At 58.6% G+C, this 18656-nt stretch carries 18 protein-coding genes; 8 read left to right on the top strand and 10 right to left on the bottom strand.

All coding sequences use genetic code 11. The features are described from left to right. Nucleotides 1-13: 13 nt before the first annotated feature. From ABK249_RS31525 to ABK249_RS31505, 5 genes are read right to left on the bottom strand one after another with little or no spacing between them, the layout of a single operon-like run. The gene (locus ABK249_RS31525; RefSeq protein WP_210058785.1) at nt 14-1093 is read right to left on the bottom strand and encodes a lytic transglycosylase domain-containing protein; all 1080 of its coding nucleotides are present in this window, start codon (nt 1091-1093) and stop codon (nt 14-16) included. Beyond that, a complete protein-coding gene (locus ABK249_RS31520) occupies nt 1090-3504 on the bottom strand; it encodes a VirB4 family type IV secretion/conjugal transfer ATPase (RefSeq protein WP_210058816.1) in 2415 nt (804 codons plus the stop codon). The genes ABK249_RS31525 and ABK249_RS31520 overlap by 4 nt, the downstream gene beginning before the upstream one ends. Nucleotides 3505-3506: 2 nt before the next feature. Further along, a complete protein-coding gene (locus ABK249_RS31515; protein WP_210058786.1) occupies nt 3507-3806 on the bottom strand; it encodes a VirB3 family type IV secretion system protein in 300 nt (99 codons plus the stop codon). Further along, entirely contained in the window at nt 3803-4147 is a 345-nt protein-coding gene (locus tag ABK249_RS31510) for a TrbC/VirB2 family type IV secretion system protein (protein ID WP_210058788.1), read from the bottom strand. The genes ABK249_RS31515 and ABK249_RS31510 overlap by 4 nt, the downstream gene beginning before the upstream one ends. Nucleotides 4148-4166: 19 nt before the next feature. Further along, the gene (locus tag ABK249_RS31505) at nt 4167-5021 is read right to left on the bottom strand and encodes a lytic transglycosylase domain-containing protein (protein ID WP_210058818.1); all 855 of its coding nucleotides are present in this window, start codon (nt 5019-5021) and stop codon (nt 4167-4169) included. A gap of 164 nt (nt 5022-5185) precedes the next feature. On the opposite strand from ABK249_RS31505, the gene ABK249_RS31500 reads away from it, so the two are divergent. Genes ABK249_RS31500 through ABK249_RS31485 form a run of 4 tightly spaced genes read left to right on the top strand, consistent with a single transcriptional unit; the run spans nt 5186 to nt 7588 of the window. Beyond that, nucleotides 5186-5812: a hypothetical protein gene (locus ABK249_RS31500; RefSeq protein WP_227705919.1), complete on the top strand. Its 627-nt coding sequence runs from the start codon at nt 5186-5188 to the stop codon at nt 5810-5812. After that, nucleotides 5809-6339, top strand: coding sequence for a thermonuclease family protein (locus tag ABK249_RS31495; protein WP_210058790.1), 531 nt, complete (start codon nt 5809-5811; stop codon nt 6337-6339). The genes ABK249_RS31500 and ABK249_RS31495 overlap by 4 nt, the downstream gene beginning before the upstream one ends. A gap of 1 nt (nt 6340) precedes the next feature. Next, nucleotides 6341-7021, top strand: a complete 681-nt coding sequence (locus tag ABK249_RS31490) for a thermonuclease family protein (RefSeq protein ID WP_210058791.1) — start codon at nt 6341-6343, stop codon at nt 7019-7021. 24 nt (nt 7022-7045) lie between these two features. Beyond that, nucleotides 7046-7588 (top strand): hypothetical protein, encoded by a 543-nt coding sequence (locus ABK249_RS31485; protein WP_210058793.1) that lies wholly within the window; start codon nt 7046-7048, stop codon nt 7586-7588. A 19-nt stretch (nt 7589-7607) separates the two neighbouring features. Here ABK249_RS31485 and ABK249_RS31480 read toward each other — a convergent pair whose 3' ends face one another. Further along, entirely contained in the window at nt 7608-7871 is a 264-nt protein-coding gene (locus ABK249_RS31480; RefSeq protein ID WP_210058795.1) for a helix-turn-helix domain-containing protein, read from the bottom strand. 149 nt (nt 7872-8020) lie between these two features. Continuing rightward, nucleotides 8021-8359, bottom strand: coding sequence for a hypothetical protein (locus tag ABK249_RS31475; protein ID WP_210058797.1), 339 nt, complete (start codon nt 8357-8359; stop codon nt 8021-8023). A 20-nt stretch (nt 8360-8379) separates the two neighbouring features. Here ABK249_RS31475 and ABK249_RS31470 point away from each other — a divergent pair, with 20 nt between their 5' ends. Then, nucleotides 8380-8991, top strand: coding sequence for a helix-turn-helix transcriptional regulator (locus tag ABK249_RS31470; protein ID WP_280107556.1), 612 nt, complete (start codon nt 8380-8382; stop codon nt 8989-8991). A 447-nt stretch (nt 8992-9438) separates the two neighbouring features. Here the strand turns inward: ABK249_RS31470 and ABK249_RS31465 are convergent, their stop codons facing one another. From ABK249_RS31465 to ABK249_RS31455, 3 genes are all read right to left on the bottom strand, one after another. Continuing rightward, the gene (locus tag ABK249_RS31465) at nt 9439-10446 is read right to left on the bottom strand and encodes an alpha/beta fold hydrolase (RefSeq protein ID WP_210058799.1); all 1008 of its coding nucleotides are present in this window, start codon (nt 10444-10446) and stop codon (nt 9439-9441) included. Beyond that, nucleotides 10436-12037 carry an RcgA family putative transporter gene (locus tag ABK249_RS31460; RefSeq protein WP_210058801.1) on the bottom strand — a complete coding sequence of 534 codons (1602 nt, stop codon included), beginning with the start codon at nt 12035-12037 and terminating at the stop codon, nt 10436-10438. The genes ABK249_RS31465 and ABK249_RS31460 overlap by 11 nt, the downstream gene beginning before the upstream one ends. A 484-nt stretch (nt 12038-12521) precedes the next feature. Continuing rightward, nucleotides 12522-13106: a hypothetical protein gene (locus ABK249_RS31455; protein ID WP_210058803.1), complete on the bottom strand. Its 585-nt coding sequence runs from the start codon at nt 13104-13106 to the stop codon at nt 12522-12524. A gap of 301 nt (nt 13107-13407) precedes the next feature. Between ABK249_RS31455 and ABK249_RS31450 the strand changes: the two genes are divergently transcribed. The 3 genes from ABK249_RS31450 to ABK249_RS31440 are packed head-to-tail and all read left to right on the top strand — an operon-like array spanning nt 13408 to nt 18471. Beyond that, nucleotides 13408-14655 carry an efflux RND transporter periplasmic adaptor subunit gene (locus ABK249_RS31450; RefSeq protein ID WP_210058806.1) on the top strand — a complete coding sequence of 416 codons (1248 nt, stop codon included), beginning with the start codon at nt 13408-13410 and terminating at the stop codon, nt 14653-14655. Nucleotides 14656-14667: 12 nt separating this feature from the next. Next, nucleotides 14668-17805 carry an efflux RND transporter permease subunit gene (locus ABK249_RS31445; protein ID WP_210058808.1) on the top strand — a complete coding sequence of 1046 codons (3138 nt, stop codon included), beginning with the start codon at nt 14668-14670 and terminating at the stop codon, nt 17803-17805. An 18-nt stretch (nt 17806-17823) separates the two neighbouring features. Continuing rightward, on the top strand, nt 17824-18471 hold the full coding sequence (locus ABK249_RS31440) for a TetR family transcriptional regulator (RefSeq protein WP_210058810.1): 648 nt from the start codon (nt 17824-17826) through the stop codon (nt 18469-18471). Nucleotides 18472-18656 lie beyond the last annotated feature (185 nt).

The following is an 18656-nucleotide window of genomic DNA, read 5'->3' as shown; positions in this document are numbered from 1 at the left end:
GTTTCTTCTCCTGTCATTGCGTTTGCAATTGCAGTTGCACTTTGTCCTCGGATTCGCGCTCCGCGACGCAAGCCTTCTCCTCATCGTTCCAGACGAGGTTCTGGCGCAGATCGCACAAGTCGGTGACGTCGCGGGGCTTGTCGTCGTCGTGTTTGTGCACCGAACTGCGCGACGAGCCCGAAAGGTTGGCCGATGAAACCGCGTTGCGCGAATTGAGGAGATCGGCCATCGCCGTGCCGAGCCGGATGACATTGTTCATCATCTCCAGATTGGCGTTGCGAGCGGTCGAATTGTGGTCCCAGCTATCCTGAATGGTGCGGGTCTGGAGTTGCCCGAGCTGCTGGTACCAGCTCGCGACATTGGCAAGGCTATCCTGCGTCGCCGCCGTCGCGCCCATCGCATTCAGCGTGGACGAGCGCATGCCGGTATAGGCGGTTTCTCCTCCCCCAAAATTGAGGGGTATTGCCGACTTGTCGGAACCGCCGAAGGCCGGCAGCCATTGCTGCGTAATCGAGGCGACGTAGCCCTGCGTCTCCTTGAAGGGCGGGATACCGCCATATTTGTTGACGTTGCCGGTACCGGAATTATAGGCGGCAAGCGCCAGCGAGACATTGCCGTTATAGCGCTCGAGCTGCTGTTTGTAATAACGCGCTCCGCCACGCAGGTTCTGCTCGATATTGTTCTCATCGACGCCAAGCTGTGAGGCCGTGCCCGGCATCAGCTGGGAGAGCCCGGTGGCGCCGGCAGAGGACTTGGCACAGGGGTTGAAGCGGCTTTCCTGATAGACGAGGGCGAGAAACTGGTTCTCGTCGACACCTTCCTCGCGGGCGACTCGCCGGACGAGGCCGGAAATCTCCGGATTGGCTTCGGCCGCACCGACCGGATCATTGCGCCGGCCTGGGCGATACATCGAGCAAGTGACCGATGTGTGGATCGTATAGCGGTCATGGTCAGCGTCCTCGATGCCTGACGTGGCCGAATCCCGATCCTTGCGTTCGCCAAGATTTGTGTCGTCGACAACAGGCACGTCCGCCCAGGCGATCGACGCCGAAACGGCCGACAGGAGTGCCGCGGACAGCAGGGCGGCTCTCATGTGTCTTCCTCCCAGCCGCAGAATTTTGGGAGCCAGGCGGAGGGATCATCACCAAAGGCGTCGCGAAGACGGCTGCACTCCTCGATTGTCTCCTTTCGTCCGGAAAGAACCTTGATGAGGTCGGGCATGGAGCCGAGATCGAGGCGGGCGATGACGCTGTCATTGCCGTGCTTGACGAGGAAGGTGCGTTTTTCCGGCGGCGTGTTGCGGACGAAGTTGAATTCCTTCGCCGTCAGGCCGAAGCGCTGGATGTAGCTTTCCTCGTCGGCCCGCGGATTGGGGAAATGGATGTTGGTCGCCGACTGCTCGATGATGGTATGGGCGGCCGGCGATCGGACGATGTCGGCGGCCGATTGCGTGCCGAAGCCGACGATGCCGTTCTGCTTGCGGATCGTCTTCATCTTGTCGACGATGAAGTCGCTGAAGACCGGATCGCGCAGCAGGCGCCAGCCTTCGTCCATGAAGATCATTACCGGTGTACCGTCGAAGAGTTCGTCGAGGCGATGGAAGATGTACATCAAGGCCGGCGTGCGTACCTCGTCATTGTCGAGGATGCTGGTCATGTCGAAGCCGAATGCTGAGCGACCAGAAAACGACAAGACGTCGTGGGGCGCGTTGAAGAGCCAGGCCTTCTCACCTTCGATCCAGGGCCGCAGCCGGGAATGTAGATCGTTCGGATCGGCGCGGGACCGGCCGGTCAGCAGACCGGCGAGATTGGCGAGGTTTCGCTCGGCAACCGGCTCCTGCATCAACCTGACGAGCGCGCGTTCGAGCGTGTCTTCCTCTTCCTGTGCAAAGACGCTGCCATCGCCCTTGCGCAACATTGCCTTCAGGAGACGCAGCAGAAATTCACGGTTCTCGCCGGTGTTTTCGAGCTGCAGCGGATTGAAGCCGGTTGGCGTACCCGGCGTCAGGACCTCATAGGCGCCGTTCATCGCCCTGATGAAGATTTCGCCGCCCCTGTCCTTGTCGATGAAGACGGCGCGCGGCCTCGGCCGCACCCGAAAGGCCTGGGCGAGCAGGAAGGTCAGCGCCACCGTTTTTCCGGACCCAGTCGGCCCGGTGACCAGGAAATGGCCGATGTCACGCTGATGGAAATTAAACCAGTAGGGGGTCTGGCTGGTCGTTTCGAGGATGGTGATCGGCGTCCCCCAATGGGCGCCCTCCCGCTGCCCTGATGCGAAATTGTGCATCGAGGAAAGGCCGGAGAAATTGGAGCTCGAGAGCATCGCCTTGCGGGCGATATAGGTGTGGTTGCCGGGGAGTTGCGCCCAGAAGGACGCCTCCATGTTGAGATCTTCGCGCAGCCAATTGATGTTCATATCGGTCAGGCACGCGCCGAGGTCCGATACGGCTTTGTTGACGCCATCGACATCGCGGGAGAGGCAGAGCAGTGACAGGTGATGGTAGCCGAACACGGCTTCCTGGTTGAGAAGGCTGTTCAGCGCGAAATCGATGTCGTTTTCGACATCGCTTCCTGCCTCGTCTGACGCGCCGATCTGGCGCCTCAGCCGGGTGATGCGCTCCTGGGCGATCGGCTTGTCGGCGATCGTGAAGGACTGCGTCAGGATGAATTCGTGATTAACCTGCAGCAGCCCGTCCAGCATGCCGGGGCCGGTGAAGGGCGGGTACTCCTTGATCGACAGCATGGCGCCGAAGCGGTTGTCCTCGGCCACCGCGCCCTGCGCCTGCAGGGTCCGCCTGGAAAAATGCAGCCGCGATGTTCCGACGTAGTTGGCGATGCCCATGCGCGGCAAGCGCATGTAGCGCGGCACGCCGCAGGTGAGGATGGTATTGAGGAACGCGCAGGGCTCGGAATAAGGAGCATCATCGCGATAGGCGATACCGAGGGTCCGGGCACCATATTTGCCGAGATCGCGCACGATGTTGCCGGCGAGTTCCTCGAGCTCGCTGATCGCCTCGCGAAGTTGTTCCTCCTCGGCCTCCCGTCCGGCGGCCCGGTTCAGAAATCGGCGAACGGTGTCGCCGGCGGCGAGCACACCGCGCAGGCCGGAGCGCAGTACGGTCAGGTAGATTTCGTTGGTGAACATACGCTTTTGGCCGAGCGCCGCCATGTAGCGTTGGTCGAGGACCGCGCAAAAGCGATCCTCTAACGCGCCGTCCATGACAGCATCCACCTGCCGGCGGACCACCGTCGACCATAGCGAAAAGCGACTGGAGCCGAGCGCCCGGATCATCGTGTTCTGGACGACCGAGCGCATGTTGAGCTCCGCCTGGTCCTCCGTCTGGAAGAAGAGGCCATCGAGCTTCAGCACCATCATCAGGGCGCCGCTCTCCAACCGGATGACGGTGTCTGCGACGTGCCTGAGATAGGGGATATGCGCCGACATCGGCCGCTCGCGGTGACCGATCGATCCGAAGCCGAGCTCATCGCGGATCGCCTTCAGCATGGTCATGGCCCGTAGGAGTTCGCGCCCCAGAACGTCTTGTTCCGGGTTCGGGGTGTCATCCGGGTTGCGACCTGCAGGACGTCGAGGATCCGTGCATCCCAGGCGCAGAGGGTGAACAGCGTCATGTAGGTGGCGGGCGCGGTCAGGAACGCCCAGATGGAATTGCTGGCGAGCCAGGCGATGATCGTGGCGCCGACGATGATGACGCCGGCAAGATAGGGCACGCCCCAAAGCGTCGGCGACCGCGTCAGCCCGATCACCAGCGGCGTGAGTACAGGCTTCTCTGAAGTTTCGCCGATCATGTTCCCGACCCCACGAGAGCGATCATCGCATCGACCATCCCGGGCGCCCCGAAGACGAAGCCGATACCGAGCGCGGCACTGCCGGCGATGATCCAGCTCAGCCGGCCCATCCAGGCAAGAAAGCCGAGGGACATGACGGCAATGATGCCGCATAGCCGTCCGAAGGGTCCGTTGACGAAGTCGACGACCGCCTGGAAGATCGCCTGCACAGGGCTGAATGCCTGTCCGAGCGACTGGGCATGGGCGGCGTCGGAGAATGCCAGTTGCGCGATCGCAATGGCGATCCCGGCGGCTAAAAGGCGGCGGCGATGAAGGTGGGATAAACGAAACAGCTTCCTCATGTCCTTGTCCTCTCGCATGTCAGAATTTCATGACCCCGGCGACGAAGCGTCCGACGGACACGCCGCCGATGACGCCGATGTCTGTGGGCTGGTGATTGGATTTGTTTGAAGCGGGCCGTTTGCCTGGGGAGCGCAGACCGAGCTGGAAGTTCAGGATCTCCGCTAGATAGTCGATCGTTTCGCTGTATGGCGGGATACCCTCGTGATCGCGGACCGCCTGTGGTCCGGCGTTATAGGCGGCCGCTGCCAGCAGGGGATTCTGGAACTCGTCCAGCAGGGCGCGCAGATAGCGGACCCCGCCGTCTATGTTGGCTTCGGGATCGCAGGCATCCGCCACCCCAAGCTCGCGCGCTGTGTCCGGCATCAACTGCATCGGCCCGCGCGCACCCTTCGGGCTGTTGCGCACCCGGTCGAAGCGGCTTTCCGCCCACACGACGGCGGATGCGAATTCCGGTGCCACGCCATAGCGTTGGGCCGCCATTTTGGTCAGGCGGGCAATCTGATCCGGCGCAAGCGGCGACGTTGGGCACTCTGTTGCAGAGACGTATCCGTTATTGATACCTCTTTGAGATAGCCAATCCGGCAAAACCTCTCCGTTTTCTTTGCCATTTTTGCCCTTTGAGGCGTTACTATATTTGTTCGGTATGCCAAGCGTAGCAGCCGGCATCGCCACGCCACTGGGATCAAGGTCGAAGGATAGGGAAGGATTGGCGGAGCTTAGGTCCGAGAGATTTGATGTCGCGCTAGTGTTTTCCCATGTTTCGCTGGAAAAGCGTTTATAATTAAACAGGGATCCATCTCCTGCAGCCGCTTGGTGGCCGAAGGGGGCGATCGTCAATGTCGCCGGAAGTGCGATTCTCAGCAAGTAATGCATCTGGCGATCCACCTCGAATCCTGCGCGCTCGGCCTCGCCTTGCGAAGCCAGAAGCGTGGATTTACGATTGCATGACGTTACTATTTAAGGTAACTCGTACATCAAAGAAATCGAGTCGAAAAGAGGGAATCTGCATCGCTCTGTCAAACGATGAGATACTAAATATGGATATGTCCTGTTTTCGAAGTGTTGCAGGCGCGGTCCTGTCGGCGCTACTTTTGGCTGGTCAGGTGCAGGCGGCGGGTTCTGTCAATCAGGACTATGTCCGCTCGCTTGCCGCGCCCAGAAAGACCGTCCTGGTCGTCGAGTATTATGACGGGGGCAGGAAAGCGGTTTCCCGGAAGGGTTATTCCTCGGCCGAAGGGTTCAAGGCGATCTCACCGACCGATGTCAGGGTCGATGACAAGGTGTCGCTGCACCTCTACGGGCTCGAACCCTGCCAGGGGGAAATGGTCAATCGCAGCGAAGGGTTCGCAGGGAGTTGCGAGGACTACGGGCGGGAGCAGCTTGCGATCAAGCTGAAGGCCGCCAGGGTGATCTTCTGCCGGGCCTTTCTGACGGAGGAAAAGGCTGCGAAGCAGGACGTCACCTGCTTCGGCTACTACAATTTTCCCGGCTCGCTCGACACGGTGGACAATATCGAGGAGCAACTCGTTTCGATCGGTGCGCTGAAGCTCGCGCGTAAGCCGGATGGCAGCCCGCTTCGGGGCGATCTCGCTGACGCCGAAAAGATCGGGCGAGGGGGTTTTGGCATGTGGGCCGATCCGCGTGTGCAGGAGCAAGCCAGATGAAGTGCGCCCGGCTGCTTGCTCCCCTGGCGATCTGCACCGTTACCGTTTCTGCGCAAGCGGCCGACTACGTGGCCCTCGGTGCCGGCGTCACCTTGGAAACCGGCGACAGCTGGATCGATCATGGCGAGCGCTATCGCCTCTATGGCGTCCAGTCCTGTTTGCGCGGGACATACTTTACCGACCGTTCCGGCGGGCGGCAGGACTGCGGCGAGGCCTCGATCGCCGTGCTTGCGGCGTTTATCAAGGATATCGGGCCGCAATGCGCCCCGGTGGCGGTCGATGGCGAAACGCGTTTCGTGCTGTGCTATGGCACGGTGGGAAGCGAGCGCTTGGATCTTGCGACGGCGCTCATCACCGAAGGTTACGCCTTCGCTGCGCTCGATGCGAAAGGCCTTCCGGTTCACGCGCCTTATGCGGTAGCCGAGCAGCAGGCGAGGGCGCGGAAAGCGGGCCTCTGGCAGTTTCCCGACGTCCAGCATCCCTCCCTGCTGCTGAGCAGACTGGCCCGCCAGCGGGAGGGCCAATAGGATGAGACACTTGTCCGCTCTTGCCGCTCTGATGCTTTTGATACCCGCCCCTGCGGGTGCGGCGGACCCCATCGGCGGTTCCTTTGCCGATAGGGCGCCCGTCGTCCGGCAGCATGTCGTGATGAAGGGGAGAGCGACGCCAATCGATGGCACGTCGCTCTGGTTTCCGACATATGGGCGCTCCGTCCGCCTCGCCGGCATCGATGGTTGCGAATTGCCGCAATGGGCCTTCGATCCGAAGAGGGCCGGGGATGCGAGCACGGGTGCTCTGGCTCCGGTACCTTGTGGCGCGCTGGCGAAGGCCTGGCTGAAACGCACGGTCGGTTCAGGATCGGTCACCTGTGACATCCGCGGTTTTGGCGCTGATGCCATGCCTGTCGGGACATGCCGGTCCGGCAGCCGAGATCTCGCTCACGAAATGCTGCGCGTCGGCTGGGCGCGGCTCTCGCCAGACGCGCCGCGTCAGCCGGCCTATGTGGATGCCCAGCGTTACGCCGTGTCGGCGCGCTATGGGATCTGGGGGACCTATGTCCTCGATATGAACGAGTGGCGGGCCAAGGCTGTCGACCGCACGCTCGACCGTCGTCCGGCGGCGGACATCAATCTGCTCAGAGAAAGAAAAGTGGAATTCACGCCGCCGTTTGCCGATGCGCGACGCGCGCCAGTCAGACGGGATCGCTGATCCACCAAATCTAGGAGGGTACCGATGAGGTGGATTTTAATTTTCGCTGCGGTGTCGATAGCCTTGGCGCCTTGGGCGCAGAAACAAGCTCTCGCCAGCGAGTGGGGCTGCGAGGTGCTTCTGTGCGCGGCCTCAGACAATCCTTCCTGGCATTCGATCGCGACCTGCTTGCCACCGATGAACAAGCTGATCAGCGCCATGAAACGGCCCCGCTTCTCCTGGCCGACATGTCCGGATGGCGGCTCCGGTAAGCCGGGTTATGAACGATATGCCGATTGCCCAAGCGGATGGAACCCGGCCGAGGCCGAAAACAACGGCGACAGGATTGGACGGTCCGACCTGTCGCGCTGCAGCCGTGTTGTCAACGAATGCGGACAAGGGCGATGGAACCGCTTCGGCGGGAACTCGCAGACAGCCGAAGGTGTCACGCGGGTCTATTCGGGGGAGCATTCCTGCACCTACACGGAATTCATGGCGCGGCCGTTGCGGGACAAGCCCTATTATTTCGATATCCGGGACGATACAACAAAAACCACGAGCCGCTATTTCTTCGACCTGCAGAAATAGGTGAGTTTCCGCGGCGGCGTTAGGACAGTGGGCGCCGGCCACGTTTCAGCGTCGCCGGAGGCTCTTCACCTTCGGACGGTGAGATAAACAAGGCGTGTACGGGAACGTCGAGCGCGAGCGCAATACGCTCCGCGGAGTCGATGCCGAGATTGATCTGCTTTCGTTCGATTTGCGAGATCGACACGCGCTCGAGCCCGGCTTCGAACGCAAGTCGCTCCTGCGAGAGCTCTCGCAGGACTCGAAGCTTACGGACATTCCAGGCCAGCAAATCACGTACCGTCATTCGCTGAAATGAGCATTGCGTATCAAATTAAATAACTGGCTATTCTATACAAAATAGATGGTCGATGCTATTGTCGCTGAAATGCAAATTTTGCGACCATTTCGGTATTGCGATCGTCGTAAAGAGGGGAAGCCCAAGGCCGCAAGCAATCAGTTGGGTAAAATTCTGTCCATAAGTTCGAGCAGGTCGAAGCCAAGGAGATCGCTTCCTTCCGCAGTGGCGGCAATCAGCGCGATGGCAAGGAAGGGCCGCCATTCATTGGTCGCGTCCATTTCCTGGCAGCGATCGACAAGTTCTTTCAGGATGCGTGTCGCTTCTGATCGCAGGTCCGTAAGCTCATTGGCCCGGTGCGCGCCGTCGGCTGCATCGAGTGCTTTTGCCTTCTTGCCGATCGCCACAAATTCCGCCAACAAAAGCTCGAACTGGCCTTTGCCTTGCTCATGTTTCTGAAGCATATCAAACCTGCCATGTCTGGAATTCAATCTCATTGCTGCGGGCAGTCTCGGCAGTGGAATATCGTTTCAAGCTTGCCCAAAATCCGAAGGTCTTCCGTATTTCGGACGAGGCGTTTGCTTTGAATACGGCTTCGGGTGATATAGATCGCGAAAGCAAAGCGCTCAGAGCGATGGAAATGACCGCGAAAACACAAAACCATATCGAAAGCGCCGGACTCGTTGAGGCTCGTGATCCGGAGATCGATAGTCCGATCTATCGTCGTGAGGGCTTCGAAGGCATTGTCGAATTCGGCGAGATGGACAAGAAGCTCGGCGAAGCCTTGCGCATTGCCCGCGAAGAACACGGGCTTACCCGGCCGGAATTGGTCCCTCTTGTTGGCTTAACTCCTCAGGTCTATGGGCGCTACGAGCGTGGTGAGGCTAAATTGCACGTCACGCGCCTCGTGCATCTCGGCGAACTGCTGGATTTTTCGCCGCTTGATCTGATATTTGCGGCGGCTCCGCACCTGTGGGGTACATCCGAGAACGAAGCGAAAAACCGCTACCGGTTGATGAAGCACATTGAAAAACTCCCAGCCGAAAAGACCAAGTTGCTCTTGGAGATCGTCGAGTCGTTCTTAGCGCTCCAGCCATCGGGTGAAGCGAAGGATCCAGACCATAAGTAGACGGCCACAGCTCAATATCGCCCAGCGTCGGGTCTTCGAGCTGCGGCCTATTTGTCAGCAGGGATGTCGTCACGCTCGAAAATGACCAAGCCAGTTGAGCCCACTTGCCTGCGGATGCAATGCACGTCGAATACGTCAGAATCCATGGCTGCTCTCAAAGCTGAAATAGCTTCTCCTGTGCGCTGTCGATTGCGATGTGTGTCCGTTCAGAATAAGCGCTAAGGCTCTGCTTCCACTGGAACCAGGCCTTGCTGAAAATTGACATTTGGTAACTACGGTGCTTACCGCAGATTGCGTGAGGGAATGCGAATCCTAGCGAAACCAAACGAAATGCCGTTCCCAAACTATTGATCTAGAACAGAAAATTTTTCACAGACGCGGGAGCGAGAAGAGCGGGAGGCCCGCTCTGCTTGTCGGCCATCAGGGATCCTTTGCGGTCCTCGTACGTTAGCCTCGCCGCGACAGAAAACGCTTCAGGCTTAATCCTGCGAGCAATATGTACGGGGGCATCGCGAGGGAATAATGACCGCAGTTCAGCTCCAGGACGTTTGGCCTCGCCCCGGCTTCGTGTAGTTTTTCTATGAAGTGTTTCGATAGTTCGGGTAACACCACCTTGTCTCTGGTCGCGATCACCGCGTGAAGAGCAAGATTGGGTCGCGCCAGCTTATGCGCGTAGTTCTCCAAATCCAGCGGCCCCCACGCCCTACGAAGATCGGCTATCTCGATCGCACGCTCCAGGCCTTCACGTATCGCCCGGGTCGCACGGCCTGTCCAAACCATGTCAGCGAGGCTACCCGCCGTCAAAAACAAGGACGCCTTTGTTACGGCCGGTTCATGTGCCGCGATCAATCCCGCAACCCATGAGCCAAGGCTCATGCCGAGAACCGAGATCTCTCGATAGCCTTCGCTTTTCAGCCAGCGGATCAGCTTTCGTCCGTCCCATACGGCCTGCCTTACAGACTGGATCGTTCGGCCGAGATTCGCGCTCAGCATGTCCTCGGCATAGAGCGAGCCAGGACGGCTTCGCTCGAAGTGATAGGGCATGGCGATCTCGACCGTCGTGATCCCACGCCGCGACAAATACTTGGCGATCTGATGATTTCGGCGGCTGGCATTCCAGTGGTGGAAGATCACCAATGCCTGGTTGTGCGAGCCACTTTCGGTTACCTTCGCCCAAACAAAGTTATTCTCTTCGACGTCCGTTGATATGTCCGAAGGAAATTTCAACCACCCATCTTGTATCTCAAAGCCATCATCGCTCTCGCTCGGTTCGCCATAAAATCTTGGATCAGCCAGAGCTTGGTCGGCAAGGGCACAAAACTCCTCGACAGTTCCTACCCTCTTCTGGTCCGGGAAAGCGAGGCAGCTGTCGAGAAAGATAGGTTTCGCTGTCTTCGCTTCCTCGCCACGCCGCGCCCGCTGCTCGTCCCACCGGTCAATCCATCTATGATACACTCTGGTTGCTTTCCAATTCGGTCTGCCGCCGTTGCCCGAACTCTGGATCAAAGAGGCCGTATACGGCGAGTAGAACACTAACGCCGAGGAAGGTCGAAAAGCCGTCAAAGACGTCGATCAACAGATAGCTGGCAAAGAGCAGGCCTAGGACCGCTGACATCTTCCACAAAGTCACACGGAACTCCTTTTCGAAAGCCAGGCGAAGAAGACCGTATACAAATACGACACAGGCCGAAATGGCGACAAGCAGGCTGCTGTAATGCGTTGGCATTCGATAGCCCAAGCTGTGGCTACCATCAGGGTGGCCTTCGAGAACCGAAGACATATCGTGAATTATCCAGGTCATGACGTCTTCGCCATTGGAGTTCAGGTATGCGCTTTGGATCTTCATGCACACGGCGACGAGAACACCAAGGATGGTGCAGCGGAAAATTCCCCGCATGATCCTAAGGCGGATTTCGCGCCGATGCTCGTGCTCTGGCTGCGTCTTTGCGCCTCCTTCGATTTTCCAAAGATCGTGGACGATCGTATGAAGCAAAATCAGGCCCGCGAAAAAGAGATAAAAGCAAATGCTCATGTAAAGGTAGGAAAGCGCGGTGAACACGATCTCTACAGGCACCGATATGAGATCAGGTTGCACAATGGCTATCGTGCCCCAGCTGATCGCGTAATCGCCACTACCCTCCAGCAGGGGGACGAGACACACGCCGATCCATTGAAGAAGGCCAGCGACCAGGATGCAGATCAGAAAAACGGCCCAATAGGAATATGAATAAGCGCGAACATTGCACGCCCAGGCTTTGGTGCTTTCTGAGCTATCGGCATGTGCTGCCAGGCGTACGCGTGCGTCCTGTTTCCAAAATGCCAGCAGCTCAATCACAACTGCGAAAAATAGCGGCAGGAGTACCATGAAGAGAAGGGTCCAGTTCGGTGCCCATAGAAAACCGACTTCCTTAACGACGCCGTCCGGCCGCCTATAGGTGATGCTGGCGATCCCGACGATGTACGACAGAAACCCGAGGGCGGAAGCACCGGCGAATATCGATGCCGGAAGGTTCAAGGGAGATCCATGAGTGAAAAGCGCTTCCGATCTCTCAGCTAAGCTTAACGGTTGTCTTTTTCGGGAAACTTCATTGTCTTGGGCGATACTGCCCGCAGGTTCTTCATAATCAACCATAATAGGCGGCGACGTCTCAGGGCCGAAGGATGCCATGCTTCCAGCAGATTTTTTCGAACTTCGCCTCTTAGAGGTCAGCCGCGATTGCGCTGCACTGAGTTCCACGAGCCATTCGCTCGTCGCTTCCGGATCGTCGCAGCCATAGATCCGTGCCAGCCAGCGGATGTTGGAAGGGCTGATTCCCTTATCGTTTTCTTGAAACCAGAGCTGGACTGTTCGCAAATCGACGCCGAGCCGGTTGGAGTCGATCTGTGATATCGCCTCCGCCAACAACTCCGGCGTCCACGGGCCTTGTGGAAACCCGTCCCGACCCAAAGGCCGGCCCGCTCCCACGGCGGCTAACTGCTTGAACAGTTCTTTGAAATCGCGTCCGTCCTTCGGAGGAGGGACAAAAATCTTCCCGTTCTTTTCCAATGGCTCAAATGCTCAAATTTAGTTCGCTTTAGTGACCCGAGAGGTCGTATCCTGACGCGACGGGGGCTCGGATGATCTACCTGAAGTATATCCATCTCCTTCGGATTGGTAAAGAAATAAAGCACTCCTTCAAAGGGAGATGCCGCAATTTATCATGCAGTTTCAATTGCCTGCGCGTTTCAGAAAACCGGCTACGCGCTCCATTCACTGGCATGAGTGAGGAGGAGGGCGCCGTTAATACGGCTATCTTAGGTTGTGAAAATCGCATAATGCGATTTATGGAACTAACATTGTAGCTTACGGGCTGATGTTCCGCTTTCCTGTTCGCGTCTTCCGGCTCGCCGACGCTTAATAGGTTCGCCAGATGACGCCTGTTCGCCACTCGAGTTCCACCTCGCCATGAGTGCTTAGTCAACCAGCAACAGCCAGAACATCCTTGATCTGCATGGTGGCGGCGGCGATCTCTAGACCATATTGCTCAACATTATTTCAGCGTTTTACGAAGGGACAATCCGAGCCCACCGATGGCAAGCCCTAGCAAAAGTAGGTTCGTGCCAAGTATCACGTCTGGTTCGATACTGAAGTCAGTCCAGCCGTTGATGATCCCCCCGACCACCGCGCAGACGAAACTTGCGAGACCACCCGCCACTAGCCAGGTGCCGCCGTCCCCCAAGATGCCAATCGTTACACCGATCCAGGTCGTGAGCGCCGCCGAAGCCGCGAGGATGACGTAGAACGAGGCGAGCGACCACGTTGAGGCAAGCAAGGGATCGTTTGTGAGGATCAGACCGAGCCAGAGATGCAGAATACCGACGATTATCCAATCGAAATAGAGTTTCGGGCGCCCCAGTCTGATGATGATGATCGCCAGCAGAAGACCGCCAAATACCGAAGCCATGCCGGGCCAATATTGGAAAGCCAGTCGACCGAAAAAGGAGTTGGCAAAAGCGACAGTGGCCATATCGACAAGAATAATGCCGACCACGAACAGTCGCCCACCGTCATATGGGCCTTGAAAGCGATCGCTGATCTTACGACGCTTTCGGGACGCGGCGGCGCGGATGAACATTAAAAAATCCGAGACGCGCATCAGCGGTGATGCGCGTCTCGGCGGATGTCCGCTGTTGCGGCGTGGGGACGTGCACATCCGTGTCTTCTACAGTTCGCAATGCGTAGTTGACGAGCGGCTTGTGTGAGCCACCGGGGCCAACGCGAGCGCAAAATAACCCTTAGGGGCCGACCGTTGAACTTCCCTTATTTCCAAACCGACTTCCTCTCGATTTTCTTTTCGCAATGCAACAATCTGCTTGATTAACACATCCGATTTATATACCTACGAAAATGTATGTAAATAGGCCGTAAGATAAAATATGGAGTTCAAGATGCGGACCACTGCCCTGCGTGCAACCGTTATCCTGCTGGGAGCCGCCTTGCTTTCTGCCTGCCAGAAGGAAGAACAGGCGGCTGCCCCACTTCGGCCGGCGGCCGAAGTGGGGGTGGTGACCGTCGCAGCAGAAACCCTTCCGATCACCAACGAATTGCCCGGACGCATTGCGCCCACCCGGCTTGCCGAGGTAAGACCGCGGGTGTCGGGCATCGTGGTGGAACGTGTCTTTGAGCAAGGCTCGCTGGTCAAAGAGGGCGATGTCCTTTATCGCATCGACCAGGCGCCGTTTCAGGTCCAGGTCGACAGCGCCGAGGCGACACTCAAGCGCGCTCAAGCGGCCCAGCTTCAGGCACGCCAAACGGCAGACCGGCAGCAGCAGCTCCGCCGCAACAATGTTGCTTCCCAGCAGGAATACGACAACGCCATCGCCCAGCTTGCGCAAGCCGATGCCGAAGTCGCCATAGCGGAAGCCGGTTTGGCTAGTGCGCGTCTCAGTCTGCAGTACTCGCAGGTAACCGCGCCGATCAGCGGCCGTATCGGTCGTGCCTTGATTACGGAAGGGGCACTGGTCAGTACCAACAGCTCGGAGAACCTCGCGACAATCCAGCAGCTCGACCCGATCTATGCGGACTTCACACAGCCCGCCGCCGATCTGATCCGGCTTCGCAAAGCCCTACAAGACGGCCAACTGATGACCGGACCGAACGAGGCTGAAGTCAAGCTTATCCTCGACGACGGCACACCTTACGACGTGCCGGGTCGGCTGCTCTTCTCCGAAGCCGCGGTTGACGAAACCACCGGTCAGGTGACATTGCGGGGAGAGTTCCCCAACCCGAACGGAGACCTGCTGCCTGGCATGTATGTTCGGGTTCAGATCCAGCAGGGAATCGCGAGCGCGGCAATCGCCGTGCCACAGCAGGCTGTCCAGCGCGATGCGGGCGGTCAGGCGAGCGTGCTCATCGTCAATGCCGAGAATACGGTCGAACAGAGGCGTGTGAACGTCGGCCGTTCGGTCAACGATCGCTGGGTCATTACCCAGGGGCTCAAAACTGGTGATCGCGTGCTGGCTGAAGGGTTCCAAAAAACAGCACCCGGCGCGAAGGTGGCGCCTGAACCTTGGGTTCCGCCTCAGGTTGCGAACGCAGCGGCACCAGCCATACCGCGCGAGCAATCCGACATGGCAGAGCCGGACAACAAACCCTCCCCCGAAGCCAAGGCTGCCAACCAGTAAGGATCGCTTGTTATGGCACAATTCTTTATCGGCCGGCCGATTTTTGCCTGGGTCGTGGCCCTCTTCATCGTCATCGGCGGGCTCTTGGCATTGCCCAGCCTGCCGATCGCGCAGTATCCCAATGTCGCTCCTCCGCAGATCGCTATTTCGACGAACTATCCCGGAGCCTCGCCGGAAGATGTGTATCAGAGCGTGACGCGACCGATCGAAGAAGAACTGAACGGCGTGCCGGGCCTTATCTACTTCGAGTCGACGTCGGAATCGTCAGGTCGTATCGCGATCAATGTGACGTTCGCGCCCGGCACGAATATCGGCGAGGCTCAGGTCGAGGTGCAAAACCGTATCGCCCGCGTCGAGCCTCGTCTGCCTCAGGCTGTTACCGCGCAAGGCATGCGCGTGGAACAAGCTGGCACTGCGTTTTTGATGATGGTGGCGCTTACTTCGACCGACGGCAATACAGATGCAATCGGCCTGGGCGACTATCTCAGCCGCAACGTACTCGGTGAAATCCGTCGCGTGCCCGGTGTGGGCAGCGCGCAACTTTTCGCGTCCCAACGCTCGATGCGCGTGTGGCTCGACCCGGACAAGATGGTCGGGCTCAGACTGACCTCAGCCGATGTCATCAGCGCCATTGGGGCGCAAAATGCGCAGGTCGCGGCAGGACGCATCGGCGCGACGCCCAATCCAATCGGCCAGCAAATTTCCGCGACCATTAATGTCCAGGGCCAGTTGCGCACGCCGGAGGAATTCGGGGCGATTGTCCTACGCGCCAATCCCGATGGCTCCTCGGTCCGCCTGCGCGACGTGGCTCGCCTCGAGGTCGGGGCCGAGACCTACAACTTCTCAAGTCGGCTCAACGGGAAGCCGAGTGCGGCGATCGGCATTCAGTTGTCGCCGACGGGTAATGCGCTGGCCACATCAGAGGGCGTCCACGCGGTCATGGAGGACCTGAAACATTATTTCCCCGTGGGCCTTGAATACGAAATTCCCTACGACACCAGTCCTTTTGTCGAGATATCCATCGAAAAGGTTATTCACACACTCGTTGAGGCGATGATCCTGGTTTTCGCGGTGATGTTCCTGTTCCTCCAGAACATCCGCTACACCATCATCCCGACGGTAGTCGTTCCCGTGGCGCTGCTGGGAACAGTCGGCGTCATGCTCGTCGCTGGCTTCTCGATCAACGTGCTGACGATGTTCGCCATGGTGCTGGCGATCGGCATTCTCGTGGACGACGCGATCGTGGTCGTCGAAAATGTCGAGCGCATCATGATGGCGGAGAAGTTGCCTCCAAAAGAAGCGACCCGTAGGGCGATGAACCAGATCACCGGTGCGATCATCGGTATCACGCTAGTGTTGACCGCCGTCTTCGTACCCATGGCCTTTTTCCCCGGCGCCGTTGGTATCATCTATCAGCAGTTCAGCCTGACGATGGTGGTGTCGATCCTGTTCTCCGGGTTCCTCGCCCTGTCGCTGACGCCAGCTCTTTGCGCCACTTTTCTGAAACCGATCCCGCATGGTCACCATGAGAAGAAAGGTTTCTTCGGGCTGTTCAACCGTGGCTTCGACAAAGCCTCGCACGGCTATTCCTCGCTCGTCAGCAGGATCATCAAGCGGGCTGGCCGTTTCATGGTAGTCTATCTCGCTCTGGTCGTCGGTCTCGGCTGGGCTTATCTGCAGCTTCCCGGCTCCTTCCTTCCGAATGAAGACCAAGGCTTCCTGATCGTAGACGTCCAGGCGCCTGCAGAGGCAAGCACCGACCGCACGCTCGAGGTTATTGAGCAGCTCGAGCAGGTCGCGTTGTCGGAAAAAGCGGTCGACCGGATCATTGCCATTTCCGGTTATTCCTTCTCGGGAACCGGACAGAATGCAGGCCTGGCCTTCATCACACTTAAGGACTGGGACGAACGTGGGCCCGAGGATTCTGCGGTCGCCCTATCCGCAAGGGTCAACCAGAAGCTTTTCGGCCTGCGCGACGCGATCGCATTTGCGTTGTCCCCTCCACCGATCCAGGGGCTTGGAAACTCCAGTGGCTTCACCTTTCGCCTGCAGGATCGATCCGGCGCTGGACAGACGGCTCTCGGTGCGGCTGCGGCCCAATTGATGGCGGAGGCCCGAAAGAGTCCCGTACTTGCAGGCCTGCGTGTTGAGGGCATGCCGGATTCTGCTCAATTGAATCTGCTGATTGACCGGGAGAAAGCCAATACGTTCGGCGTCACGTTCAGCGATATCAATGCCACGATTACCGCTAATCTCGGCTCGTCCTACGTGAACGACTTTCCAAATGCCGGCAGGATGCAGCGCGTGACGGTCCAGGCGGACGGTAACGCGCGCATGCAGGCAGAGGACCTCTTGAAGCTCAACGTGCGCAACGCCAGCGGCGGAATGGTGCCGATCTCATCGTTTGCGAGTGTCGAGTGGGTGCGCGGGCCGTCACAGGTTGTCGGTTATAACGGCTATCCGGCCGTCCGCGTCGCCGGGCAAGCCGGTCCCGGGTATTCCACGGGCGACGCCATCGCGGAAATGGAACGGCTGGCAGGCCATCTGCCCACCGGGTTCGGTTACGAATGGACTGGTCAGTCCCTACAGGAAATTCAGTCCGGCGCCCAGGCCCCTGCCCTGATTGGTCTCAGCATCCTGTTCGTGTTCCTGCTGCTTGCAGCGCTCTACGAAAGCTGGTCGATCCCGATCTCGGTTATGCTGGTCGTGCCGCTCGGCGTCATCGGCTCTGTCGCGGCCGTCATGCTGAGAGATATGCCGAACGACGTCTATTTCCTCGTCGGCCTGATCACCATCATCGGTCTGTCTGCGAAAAACGCCATTCTCATCATCGAATTCGCCAAAGATCTCAGGGCCGAAGGCAAATCGACTTACGAAGCGACCGTGGAAGCGGCGCATCTTCGCTTCCGCCCGATCCTGATGACGTCGCTTGCCTTCACGCTTGGCGTCGTCCCGATGGCGATCGCAACCGGAGCCAGCGCGGCAAGCCAGAACGCGATAGGCACAGGTGTCCTTGGCGGCATGATCTCCGCTACCCTGCTTGCGATCTTCTTCGTCCCTGTATTTTTCGTGTTTATCATGAAGCTTTTTGATAGAAGGCGGGAAAATGATGTACCAGCGTCACAGCAACCCGCCCAGGCAGCGGAGTGATCGAGTTGAGGAGGAGACATGCGCAGAACCAAGGCGGAAGCAGCCGAGACCCGCGCATCGTTAATGGCAGCTGCCGAGCAAATGTTTTTTGAAAAAGGGGTAACTGCAACAACGCTGGACGAGATCGCGTCGGCAGCCAACCTCACGCGCGGCGCGATCTACTGGCACTTCAAGAGCAAGACGGACTTGTTTCTCGAGCTTTATGACTCCGTCAGGCTGTCGGACATCACAATGTTTGAACTGCTGCAGGCGGATGCAAGGGACCGCGACCCGCTGTCTGCCCTGCAGTCAGCCACCGAAGACTGGTTGCGGCTCGTGTCCACCGATGTTCCCAGGCAAAGAATGTTGACGATCCTTGCCCGCACGAATTTTACGGGCGAGTTGGAGCCCGTAGCCAATGCCATGGCCGAAAACTATGCAAAGCAGATGGAGACGCTCATCGAGGTGCTGGATCGCGCCGCCAGCACCGGCTCGTTGTCTCCGGGATGGACACCGCAATGTGCTGCCTGGACCTTCAAATGGCTGGTCAACGGCATGTGTTGGGAATGGTTGCTCCATGGTCAGAGGTTTGATCTCGTCCAGAAAGGTTCTGAAGCGGTTAGAAAGACGATCGAGTGTTTTCGTGGATCATCGATGCCCACAAACGGTTCTTCAGACACTCAATAGCCTGAACCGGTCAGTGTTGCCGGCTCTAAGACTGCGTAGGTAAGGAAACCTCTTCCCACTAGAGCGGGATGAATTTAGGCGGAATCGGCATGGGGATTCCCTTTTGTGAGCAAATCAGATTCACCATTCAGGCCGGTGCAGGAGGCCGGCCAGGATGGCGAGACCCTTTTCGGATGACCTTAGGG

It is taken from the genome of Neorhizobium phenanthreniclasticum (assembly GCF_040066075.1).
Classification (GTDB): Bacteria; Pseudomonadota; Alphaproteobacteria; order Rhizobiales; family Rhizobiaceae; genus Neorhizobium; species Neorhizobium petrolearium.
Note: the sequence above shows the minus strand (reverse complement) of the source record. Positions and strands in the feature narration are given on the sequence as shown.